Raw genomic sequence first — 12,736 nt, forward strand, 5'->3', positions numbered from 1 at the left:
TCTGTTTCAGATAAAAATTACGAATAGTGACCCTAATTATAAAACGCTTCTTATAATTTAACCTATTTTACGTTTATAGCAATCATTTTTATGCAAAAAAATCAACAATAAAGCGTTCATAAATCGAAGTAAGACTTTCCAATGCATCAAGAGTAACGCATTCGTCTACCATATGCATGGTTTGCCCTGGTAAACCAAATTCAACAACGGGGCAATAATCCTTAATAAACCGTGCATCTGAAGTGCCTCCAGAAGTTGAAAGTTCTGGTCTATTTCCTGTCATACTTTCAATAGCGTTCGATAAAGTTTCAATCAGCTTACCATTTTGAGTTAAGAAAACGTTACCTAAATTCGGTACCCACTCAAGTTGATAACATGGAAGCTTATTATGATTATCTTCTGATTGTACCAATGCAAGACGATTTTCAACTTCAGCAATGAGTGTTTCTCTTGTCCAAAGATCATTGTAGCGTATATTGAAACGAATTACTGTGTGCAGAGGAATAATATTGACAGCACAATTACCCGTATCAATACTTGTTAATTCCAAATTACTTGCTTGAAAATTTTTTGTTCCCTGATCCAGAGGAGTTTGTATCAGTGCTTGAATAAGCTTATTTGCTAAAGGTAATGGATTAGCTGCTCGTTCAGGAAAAGCAACATGACCTTGCCGACCCCGCACTCTAATAACACCGGAAATTGACCCCCGACGACCAATTTTGATCATATCACCAACAACTTTTACACTTGTCGGTTCACCAACAATGGCCGCAGTCCATTTTTCGCCCTTTTCTACTGCCCATTTTAAAAGTTTTACCGTACCGTTAAGGGCGGGACCTTCTTCATCACCAGTTATCAAAAAACTTATTGTCCCTTTAATTGGCTGTTTCTTAAAAATCCGCGCTAGCGCCGCTATAAAGCACGCTATGCCTCCTTTCATATCAACAGCGCCTCTTCCGTAGAGTTTCCCTTGATCTATAACGCCTTTAAAAGGAGGATAAGTCCAATTGCCTAGCTCACCAGGTGGGACTACATCACTATGACCTGCAAACATAAGATGTGGACCTTTATTTCCAATCTTTGCATAAAGATTTTCAACATCTTCTGTATTTTTATCTATAAAAACAGGGCGTTCAACAGTAAATCCCAGTTTTGTCAAAAAGTGTTCCAAAGTCGACAAAGCACCTGCTTCATGAGGTGTAACAGAAGGGCAACGGATAAGCGCCTGTAATAACTGAATAGGATCTGTAAGAACAGGCATAAATATATTCCAATCTATACAAAAAGTGATTTAAAAATGTTAAGTTAAATCACAAGAAAGATAAAGCAAAAATGTTAAAAGTCCTTACTAAACAAAGCAAAAAAAACAATTTCAATAAAGTGACTTAGTAGTCACTTTATTGAAATATCATCACTAACATGGCTGGATATTAAGCCCACCTAAGCACAATTTTCTGTATAAAAGGCAGTGGTTAAAACGCACTGTAAATATCAATTAAATAATAATTTCAACGTACAGCTATTTTTTGATTTATAACTAGTACTCCAAAAATCACAAACCAAACCCACAGAAAAAACAAGAATAATTAAAAATAGTAAAAGAATCTGACCTTTTCATTTAGTATATCCAATAATGATAATATATTTTGGTCAATGCTTACAAAATAATATCTGTTACAATAAGCCCATTAATCGATAAGTACACATAAACTATAAAGGGCAATAAAACTTTGTATAAAAAATACAACGTGGGAGATAATATCGCACACAATGACAAAAAATAGCAGATAATTATCAATAAAAATGTATGAAATTCAAAAAAATAACCATAATAATACTGTGTTAGTGAAAATTGATCGCGTGCAACGTATGACTATTTTTCTTTAACCAAGCATGATAAGTTTTACTACCTGGGCAAAGTTTCTCACAAAGATCCCAAAATTGTGACCTATGATTCATTTCGATAAGGTGAGCGACCTCATGTGCAACAACATATTCAACAATTTCTCTTGGTGCCATAACAAGACGCCATGAAAAAGATAAACGCCCATCTGTCGAACATGATCCCCAGCGGCTTTTGATATCTTTATAACGGATTGATTTAACTTTACGTTCCACTTTATGTGCATACTGTTCTACTAGCGGTGTTATAATGATTTTAGCTTGTTTTTTTAAAACATCAGCAATTCGTCTTGGCAAATATTCTAACCGACTATAGATAATAATTTGCGGTTTTTGCTCCATATCACCTGTAACGATTTCATCCACCCCACGCCCTTCTTTACGCTTTATAATGTGTGCAACACCTAATAAAGGAATTGTTGCACCCTCCTTGAGATAAGAACTTTCACGGGAAGTGAGAACATGAGTAAGATGTGTTTCAATCCAACAACTATGTTTTTCAATGAAAGACTGAACCGCATTAAAATTTATCGCTGGTGGTATTGTTAAACAAATCCCCTGTCCATCCGCATCAATGCGTAACGTGAAACGGCGTGCATATTTATGCTTTCGTACCCGCAAAGGCACAACGCGATCAGAGAGAATAAAATCTTGCTCATAAATAACCATGCATCATGTCTCTATAATCTAATCAACTAGATCTTGATGGTTCATTGATTCGATCAATTAATGACATCAACACTTTTTCAAAACAATCCAAATCCTGTGGACGTGAAAACCGGTGGTTTGCATCACGAACAAGTGTTAATGTTACATTATGCAAAGGCAAATGATCAAGTAAAGCTAATGCATGTTGATAGGAAACTATTTCATCTTCCATTCCTTGCAGAATATGAACTGAGCACCCAATATCAATGCATCCTTTCATAACACAGTTATTTCGCCCATCTTCAAGTAATACCTTTGTAAAAGGTGTTGGCTCTAAATCATAACTTGAAGAACGCTCAAAATAACCTTTTTCTTCCAAAGCTTTCCATTCTACCGTGGTCAAAGTTGGTTCAATCAAGGCTTGTGTAAAATCCGGAGCAGGTGCAATCAATACCATCCCGGCAAGTGGTTTATTTTGCTGCGCGAGCATCATAGCAAGCCTTAAAGCAATCCACCCCCCCATAGAGGAACCAATTAAAATTTGTGGTCCTTCACAATAAGCTTCAAAAATCGCTAAACTTTCTTTCACCCAACGTGAAATCGTACCTTCAAAAAAATCTCCTTCTGATTCCCCATGACCAGAATAATCAAAACGCAAACAAGACAAATTATTTTTTTGAGCAAAAGCATCAACCACCATTGCCTTGCTTCCCAGCATATCAGATCGATAACCAGATAACCAAACCAATCCCGGAGAACGACTACCTTTACGATGACGTACAGCAAGAGCTGTATCTTCAAACGAAAAAAACTGACAAGGAATATTTTGATCTATCATCATTCTTCCTTAATAAAATACTTTTTACTATAAAAGAAAAACTTCTTTTTTCGAAACTAAACTTAAAACAACGAATAAATAAGCCTGTATTAACGATAGTGAAAAAAACATGAATTCTTATTGTTTTTCTGTATAGATATTGTATATTAAGGCATTCTATAAATAAATCAAAATTAAGGAGCATAGACCATTCGCCGATCATTTAAAATAACGCCTAGCCAAAAAGATGGGCCACGTTCAAATCAAGATATTCGTGTTCCTTGCGTTCAACTCATTAATGATGAAGGACAAAATCAGGGAATTATTGCAACGCAAGAAGCGCTTGCTATGGCTGCAGACGTTGGGCTTGATCTGGTTGAGATTGTGCCAAATGCAGAACCGCCTGTTTGTAAAATTATTGATCTAGGCAAACTGAAATATCAAAATCAAAAAAAAGCAGCTGAGACGCGTAAAAAACAAAAGACTATCGAAGTCAAAGAAATTAAGATGCGACCAAATGTTGACGTTCATGATTATGAGGTAAAACTTAAGGCCGTTCATCGCTTTATTGATCATGGTAATAAAGTAAAAATTACTTTGCGTTTCCGTGGCCGTGAAATGGCACACCAAGATCTTGGAATGAAGCTTCTTCAGCGAGTTAAAGAAGATACACGTGAAATTGCTAAAATTGAATCTGAGCCTAAACTTGAAGGTCGCCAGATGATGATGGTCATAGCACCTAAATAATTTTAATTAAGAGAGCGTGTTTTAAAGTGACTTTTTTGGTCGAGTCGTAAATATGATCTTAAAATATTGTAGAGTGCTGATGTAATGTTTTTGAAAACAAAAAATTAGTACACTAAATCTCTCTAGAGAGTATTCCTTATAGAAGAGGGTTTGCTTTTCTATAAGGAGTACTTTAATCTTGCATGAAATAATGAGAGAAAATAAAAGTATTTCATGGCAAAAATACAAACATCCCTTTCTGGTAAATACCTTATCATCCGTCTTTTACGAGAAAATTTTCGTAAACATGTGTACTGGTATAGTGCAGCCATTGTTGCAATGATCATCATTGCATTGACCACTGCAATTAGTGCGTGGATGATGCGTGATATTGTCAATCATATTATTGATGGACACAGTTTTAATATGATTGTTTTCATCTCTAGTATTTTTGCATTTATTTTTATTCTCAAAGGGGTTGCAACTTTCGCTCAAACCTATTGTCTAAGTAAAGCAGGCAATAGTATCATTGCCGAACAACAACGTAAAATTTACGCACGTCTTATGAAGCAAGGCGTTTCTTTTTATCAAAATAATGCTTCATCTGATCTTCTTGTTCGTGTAACCCATAATGCAACAGCAGCTCGTAATATCATCGATATAATTATTACAACCTTTGTGCGTGATTTACTCTCTGTCATTGGCCTTTTGGTTGTTATGTTTATTCAAAATTTTACGTTAATCACCATTACCTTAACAGTAGGACCTCTTGCATTTTTAGGAGTTCGAATGGCTTTAAAACGTATTCGTGGCCTTATGGAAAAAGAACTTCTCTCACTAGGCGAAATTATCAAAGTTATGCAAGAAACTGCTGTTGGTATTCACGTAATTAAAGCTTTTTCGCTAGAAGAATTGATGAAAAAACGCATGAATAAAGCTATTTGTGACGTTGAAAAACAGGCAAACAGTATTGCAATGCTTGAAGCTGCTACACATCCAATTATGGAAACGCTTGCCGGCATCGCAATTGCAGTTATTATTTGTTTTTCCGGCTATCTTGCAACCCAACGTACCGGTGTTCAAGGTGAATTAATGTCTTTTCTTGTAGCTTTGCTCCTCATTTATGAACCTGCTAAAAGATTGGTAAATGTGCGTGTCAAAATTGAGTCTGGCTTGGTCAGCATTCGTACAATGTTCGAAATACTCGATTATCCACTGACTGTTATAGAACATAAAGAAGCTAAAGACTTTAATAAAACACATTGCTCTATTCGTTTTGAAAATGTTTCTTTTGCTTATATGGATAATCAAACAGTCTTAAACGACATCAATCTGGAAATAGAAGCAGGAAAAATGACAGCATTGGTTGGGCCATCCGGTTCAGGTAAATCAACGCTTATCAATCTTATTATGCGCCTTTATGACCCTACACAAGGATCTATATTCATTAATGATCAAGACATTCGCTTCATCACATTTCATTCCCTTCGAAACCTTATAGCTTATGTAGGGCAGGATACATTTTTGTTTCAAGGAACTATTAAATATAATATCGGGCTTGGAAAAAAAGGCGCCAGCAACAATGATATTATAAAAGCAGCAAAAGCAGCCAATGCTCATGACTTTATCATGGATTTGCCCCAAGGTTATGATACACAAGTGGGCGAGAATGGGAATAATCTTTCAGGAGGTCAAAAACAGCGTATCGCTATTGCTCGTGCAATACTTCATGACAGTAAAATCTTGATTTTTGATGAAGCTACAAGTGCATTAGATTCACATACTGAAACCCAAATTAATGAGACACTTCAAAACCTCACCAAAAAGTGTACAATTCTCGTGATTGCTCACCGTCTTTCAACAATTGCGCATGCTGATAAAATTATTGTAATACAAAATGGGCAATTAGTTGAACAAGGTACTCAGGTAGAATTGTTAGCAAAGAAAAAAGGCCTTTATAAAAAGCTTCATAATACTCACTTTAAAAAGCAAGAATTTTAGGCATTAGCTTTTTAAAATTTTTGTATTTAATACTCTCTTTCATAAAACAAGCCAAAACTGGAATTGTTCTCATTCCCTATAGCGCCTTTTGCCTTGAAATGGCGTGAAATATCTAAATCAATTGTTCCTTTCGTTGTGCCATCTAACCCTGCCTCAAAACCCAAATAAATATTATCGCGAACATAACGCCCAACACGTAAACCCGTATTGCCATTTTCATCAACAATAACGTCAAGATCATCAAGACCAATCTTAGCGCGTAAAGTATTCAACAAAGATGTATTAGAAGCACCAGCAAGCTCAGCTACAGCTGCTGCAAGCTGAGCAATTTGAAATGGCGATAATTCATTAAGAGAGCGCTTAAAAATCAAGCGTGCTAATACCTCATCTTGTGGTAAAATAGGTTGTGACGCAAATTGAATATCAAGGTTATCAATAGTTCCGCTCACTGTTACAGTAACATGAACATCGCCATTATTACTGTTAGTAACAAAATAAACAGTTGGACTGAGATTACCACTAAAACTTACCTGTCCTTTATCAAAATTGAGACGTTGTGATAAAATATCAAACCGTCCACGAATCATCTGAAGCTCTCCAACTGGATGTACATCATGTAACGGACCTGTTAAACTAATACGTCCCCCCAACTCAGCATCTAAACCTCGACCACGAACAAAAATTTGATTGTGTGCATTAATTTGCATATTCAACTGTACAGCAGAAGAAGGTTCTTTAGAAATATTATGATTGGTTCTATAAGCTTTAGCATCAGCACGTTCAAGCGTTTTTAGAATTAATTTAGTTAAATTATTATGTCTAACATCAAGAAATGTTGCATTTCGAAAATGATCAGGAATAAGAATTTCAGCTTTTTCAACTGTAACCTCACCACCAATAACAAGACTGCTCAACAAATGACCAGTCATTGTTGTTTTGCCTGTTAGTGTCGCAAAAATCATAGATCCATCATTATAATTGATACGGTCGAGGTGAATAGATAAATCTGTTTGCAGATCTGTAGAAATACGACCCGAAATAGAAACAGATCCCTCACCAAATGAACGAGCAGAAGCATGTTCTAAAATTATGTGATCGCCATTCAATTTGCCTTCAAGCATTATATTGCTGAGTTCCAAATTTGTTTGCGAATCAAAAAAACCACCATTTATTATCGAAAAAGATCCTATCAACTGTGGCTGAGACAATGTCCCATTTAAAACAGCATCAATTTTTGCTATTCCTGTTATATGCGCACCACGTTTTGCTAAAAATTGATCAACAAAAGCAAGAGGCATTATACCCTTAACACTCAGTTCAGTTGGTGAATTATTCAAAGAAAGACGCCCATTTACAAAAAGATCTAAATCTTTAGATCCAGTTGCTGTTATATGCTGAATATGAAGTGTTGATTTTTCATAAAAACCACGAACATTTATATTGATTGATGATGCATTTTTATGAAAAATAGAATTGATTGTTAAATTTTGACTAGAAAATTCAAAATGCGCAGATGGATCCTTCAATGTCCCCCCAATATCGACCTTACCAGTTACCACTCCTCTCAAAACTTGCCCTTCAATAAAACTGTTAAACAAAAGCGCAGATAAATTTTTCAAATCAATATGAAGATCAAGTTCGCCTTTATCTAAAGATACAGTTCCTTGTGTTTGCGCTTGTAACTCTTCCCCAACTAAACTTGCACCCAAAGTAAAAGTTTTATCTATCACCTTACCACTAGCAGAAAACATAAAAGGTTTTATCTTTCTCTCTTGGAAAGCCGCAATTGTCAGCTCATAACCTTTTATATCATAGGTCACATCAGGATTTTCAAAACGACCATGAATCATAACTTGCCCCGACAAAGTACCAACCGCACCAAGATCCGATTTCCACAGATTAGCTAAAGCTACAGGAATAGCATTCATAGTGAGATGCAAATTTAAAACATCTTGAAGAGTACCATTAAGTACAATCTTACCTTGATCGACAATAAATCCTAATTCACTTATTGTTACCCCGTTCTCACCAAAAATGATTGTTGCTGGAGTGAATAATTTTGCATGAAAATTAGAGTATTTTATATCCATAGCTTCGAACTGGATTTTTTGCTCATCGGTCGATAGTCCTGCCGTAATTATACGACCAGAAAACTGCGTATTTGTATTGTTAGGTAATACCGCCTGAACATTAAAAACCGTTCGCTCATTGTTACCATTAGCGTGAAATTTTAAATGATCGGCCACCATAAATGATGTTTGAATACGCTCTGCATTGACAAAACCTTTAAATTGTATCGCATTGAAAAGGTTGAATATATCAGCCTGTATTGCTAATTTCTTGATTTCATTTTTTGCAAATATTAAATGATCACTCTTGATTTTGAGATTAGTTTTTTGCTTACCATTGTGTTCATCAAAAACAAATTCTCCTCTTACTTTTCCGCTACCTTTCTGCGAAAACAACGTAGCAAACGTTGAGATATCGTCAACGTCAATATGTAAAGTTCCCTTTATAAAACCTTCAAACGTTTGAAAAAGATCACCTGTTATTTTTGTAGACGCTCCTTCAATATTGATATCCTGAAGCTTCCAAATACGGTTGAAATCTTCAAAAGAAGCAGACAATTGTAACGGTTGTTGAGCAAAAATCCCTTTACCTTCTACAAAGCCAGTTACATTAGAAGAAACCGATGTATTATCCACCAATGCATTGACATTTAATATTGTATTTTGAAGCTTTTTACCCATAAAAAGTGCCTCAGTAATATCAGCGTGCGTACTGACCATTATAAGACTATTATGTCCTCTAACAGCACCCTGTATAGTAATCGCACCCTCCATCCTTGGGTCTAACATGGTAAGGTTAGATATTTGAGCATAAACATCCATCTCAGCACTCACACTTGAAAGATGTCCATTAGCTGTTACATTGGCATAGTCATTTTTCAACCGCAAATGATGTAAAATTAAACCCTTCGTGTTTCGAGCAACATTACCTGAAAGGGTAAGCCTCCCTTTTAATAAAGAATCAACAGCCTTAGTACCTATCATCACGTTATCAGCAGCTCCTGACAATTCAAAATCAAAAGCGCTACCAGGTAAACTCATACTACCTTTAGCTTTAACATCTGCGTTGCCAGACATTGGTCGCCCAATTAACATACCCAGAGGGGTTAATGTTTGTGCTTTTAAACCAAGATCCCCTTTAAAAACAAAATGATTTACTTCTCCCTTTAACCAAGCAGAAAAACTTTGAGCCACAATGCTAAAATCATGAACTAATATCGGTTTGCCAGAGGCAATATCTGTATCTATATGGAGATGAATCGCTTGATCTAGACCATCTTCAAATGCATTCTTAGTATTTGCAACTCCCTGAAGAATACCATTAACCTGAATGCCAACATGACGGGAAGCTGGATCATCCAGATTTTCGCTTACACCCCCCATATCAAAAACTGCATCACGAATACGAATATTTTCATTGCTCAAATGATGCGCAATAAGCCGACCTTTCCAAACTTGTTGGTCCTGGCGACCATAATCAATGGTTAAAGTCAAATTATTCACACGTGTTTGACTTTCTAACGGTAATAAACGAGCAGACTCATTTTCTTGATCAAAACCTATGTTGCCATCAACAAAAAGACGCCGCAAAAATCCATCGGCTGTTATTTCAGCATTAGCTACAACATTAATTGCTTCACCCTGGACTATCATATGATTAAGGCGTGTGGTACCCTCTTTTGTTATCACCGCCTCTATTCCCAATATTACATTAGATTCAAAAAGACTGCGATACTGAAAAGGCATTAAAAAACCAATTGTACCTGCCAACTGTGCAGAAAGGTTGTGATCATCTAAAACCCTTGCAAGAACAACATTACCATTTAAAATAGGCTTACGATCAACCTCTGCCCGAAGCGCAACAACCAAGTCATCAAAAGTACCATCACCTTTAATGACAAGATTTAATGCAGGGCGTTTCTCAATATTAAAGATATTAGCTAACATACCATTTTGTGGTTCGTTAGCGATAATATCAATTTGAGCTGTACGACTTTTCTTGGATATTTTTGTTAAAATAGAAAAATAACCTGATGCATCTAAACGATGAGCTTTTACATCAGCATCAATAATATCATTGGCTAAAGTTAAATGTCCTTCTAATGATACATCAGAAGAAAAACCAAAAAGGTCTTTTCCAAAGCTCACATGTTCAGCCTTAAACGTATTGACAGAAACAGAGATAGGTAATCGTGGTATGGAAAGTTGATTAGCTTCCAAAAAAGAAACAGATGTAGAACTGTGTGGTTTGCGTAAAAACGTAACATGTCCTATCAAAAGCTCGTTAACCTCAATACGCCCTCTTAACAACGCTAAACGATTCCAATTTATTTTCGCATTGGTAACTGTAAGCCAAACACCTTTATGATCACTTACCGTAATAACATCAATTGATGCTTGGGATGATAATATTCCCTGCATATTATGTAAACGAACTTGACGATTAGGCGTTGAAAGTTTGTGTTCAATAAAAGAAACAAACCATGAACGCTCACCTCTTATTATGTTTTTAAAAAGTGAATCACTTTTCTGTACAAAAACAAAAAAGCTTATTACAAGAAAAGAAAATCCAAATAAAAAGGCAAAAAAACGCAATATTTTTTTCATTAGAATGCTTGCCCTATACCCACATAAAAACCTACACGTGGATCACCTTTCTCCCGCTTAAGAGGCCAAGCCAAATCAAACCGTAAAGGACCAAGACCTGTCATGTAACGTCCCCCAATGCCTACCCCCCATTTAATATCTTGCGAAAAATCAAAATGTGCCTTCGCCTTCACAAGACCACCATCTATAAAACTGACCAATCCTATTGTATTATTGACAGAAAGACGTAATTCAGCTGAACCTTCAACAAGTGCATGTCCACCAATAATAGTATTATTTTTCGCCTTTATACCAATATTGTGATAAGCATAACCACGAACAGACCCTCCACCACCAGCAAAAAAAAGCATATCTGAAGGCAACTTTGTTTTATCATTCCCAATAATTGTACCAAGTTTTGTTCGTGTTGCAAAAACAAAACGATTTTGTTCATCAAGCACCCAATAAGAACGACCTTCTATTGTTATTTTCGTCACAAAATCATTAGCATGCGCTTCATATAATGGTTCAATTATCGTTTCACTATACAAACCTTTTGTCGCATTGAACTTATTATCACGGCTATCATAAATCAAACCACTCTGTAACCCAACCATCGTAAAATTACGGCTTCCAAGATAATCATCATGCGACTGTCCATTAGAAGCTACCACAGCAAACTGCCCGGATAAATTATCATTAAAAATATGAGTAAGGCCAAACTTTCCTCTGATAGCTTGTGTTGTGTAATTATCTAAGCTATCTCGTTGCATTTTTAATTCTGTTTCAAAGTCTGTGTCAGGAGTAATTATACCAGGCTTTATTAATGTCGTTCCAAAAAGATAATTAAAATTCTTTGGATTATAAGATTTTGTTTTATGATCACCAATACCATTTATTTTAGTTTCAATTTTAAGGCGCTCTGCACGGCCAAAAAGATTGTTATGCATCCAATAAGTTTCAAAACCAGCACCATCTAATGTTGAATAGCTACCACCAACGCCAAAACGTCGTGGCTTACGTTCTTCTAAAACGAACGTCAGGGGTAAACTTCCATCAGGGTTAATTGCATCAGCCTCTTGTATATTGACAGCACGAAAAACATCAAGCCGCGCAAGCCGTTTATTAGCTTTAGCTAATGCATCAGAATCATATTGCTGACCTGGCTTTAATGCTGTTATCCATTTAACATAATCTGAATCCATGTGTGGTTGTTCACTCACATTGCGCACACTCAAAGAACCATAATAAGCTTTTTGCCCAGGATCAGTTACAATCTGCGCATCAATAAGGTGCGTAGTGTGATCAGCAACCACATCACGGCTCACAATGTTAACTTTAGCATGTCCATGTCGACGCCACCCTTCAATTACCCATCGTTCTGCCTTAAAAATAGTCTCAGATTTTGCAACAGCCCCAATCTTATAACCCAACTCTTCGACTGAAGGCATTGAATTTGTTTTTTTTATAAATGGAGCAGCCCCTGTGATACTTGCGGCACTAAAAACATATTGTGGCCCAGCATCAACTATAATAACAACGGTAGATTGAACTGGCAATTGAGTCATAGGAGACAAATCAGCAACTTCCAGACCATTAATCTTAATACTAATAACACCCCCGTAACGTCCGTCAGCATAAAGAGCAGAAAGAATGGCTTGATAATTTGAACGAGCTTTAGCCAACAAACCAGAAGAACTAGAAACTGCTTTATCTTGATCAGCAACAAGAGAAGACACGTCTTTAACTATTTGAGCCCCTACTTGCGGTGCACCTTGTGGTACAACAACTTCAACTTGATAAAATTTTTCCGTACCACTCATATCACCTGAAGAAAGATTTGGCTTTTTTTTACCCCACAAATGAATGCCAAAAAGCTCAAACGCCGCAAGTGATTGCGGAAAAGCAAAAATTAAACATAAGCCCACAAATACGCTGCATATAGTTTTTGATTTCGATGAAACTTTTTTCTGACATATTACCAAAT

At 36.2% G+C, this 12,736-nt stretch carries 7 protein-coding genes; 2 read left to right on the forward strand and 5 right to left on the reverse strand.

Annotated features, from left to right (window positions below):
- Positions 1–88 precede the first annotated feature (88 nt).
- From dapE to ME3_RS00830, 3 genes are all read right to left on the reverse strand, one after another.
- Positions 89–1,261, reverse strand: a complete 1,173-nt coding sequence (dapE, locus tag ME3_RS00820) for a succinyl-diaminopimelate desuccinylase (protein ID WP_007476219.1) — start codon at positions 1,259–1,261, stop codon at positions 89–91.
- 581 nt (positions 1,262–1,842) lie between these two features.
- The gene (locus ME3_RS00825) at positions 1,843–2,571 is read right to left on the reverse strand and encodes a M48 family metallopeptidase (protein ID WP_007476221.1); all 729 of its coding nucleotides are present in this window, start codon (positions 2,569–2,571) and stop codon (positions 1,843–1,845) included.
- Between the two features lie 22 nt (positions 2,572–2,593).
- Positions 2,594–3,385, reverse strand: a complete 792-nt coding sequence (locus tag ME3_RS00830; protein WP_039952425.1) for an alpha/beta hydrolase — start codon at positions 3,383–3,385, stop codon at positions 2,594–2,596.
- Between the two features lie 210 nt (positions 3,386–3,595).
- On the opposite strand from ME3_RS00830, the gene infC reads away from it, so the two are divergent.
- A complete protein-coding gene (gene infC / locus ME3_RS00835) occupies positions 3,596–4,114 on the forward strand; it encodes a translation initiation factor IF-3 (RefSeq protein ID WP_039952327.1) in 519 nt (172 codons plus the stop codon).
- A gap of 213 nt (positions 4,115–4,327) precedes the next feature.
- Positions 4,328–6,094 (forward strand): ABC transporter ATP-binding protein, encoded by a 1,767-nt coding sequence (locus tag ME3_RS00840; RefSeq protein ID WP_007476226.1) that lies wholly within the window; start codon positions 4,328–4,330, stop codon positions 6,092–6,094.
- 26 nt (positions 6,095–6,120) lie between these two features.
- On the opposite strand, the gene ME3_RS00845 is transcribed toward ME3_RS00840, so the two are convergent.
- Both ME3_RS00845 and ME3_RS00850 read right to left on the reverse strand, forming a co-directional pair.
- On the reverse strand, positions 6,121–10,770 hold the full coding sequence (locus ME3_RS00845) for a translocation/assembly module TamB domain-containing protein (protein ID WP_007476228.1): 4,650 nt from the start codon (positions 10,768–10,770) through the stop codon (positions 6,121–6,123).
- Positions 10,770–12,677 (reverse strand): autotransporter assembly complex protein TamA, encoded by a 1,908-nt coding sequence (locus ME3_RS00850; protein WP_007476230.1) that lies wholly within the window; start codon positions 12,675–12,677, stop codon positions 10,770–10,772. The genes ME3_RS00845 and ME3_RS00850 overlap by 1 nt, the downstream gene beginning before the upstream one ends.
- Between the last annotated feature and the right edge of the window lie 59 nt (positions 12,678–12,736).

The organism is Bartonella melophagi K-2C (assembly GCF_000278255.1).
GTDB lineage: Bacteria > Pseudomonadota > Alphaproteobacteria > Rhizobiales > Rhizobiaceae > Bartonella > Bartonella melophagi.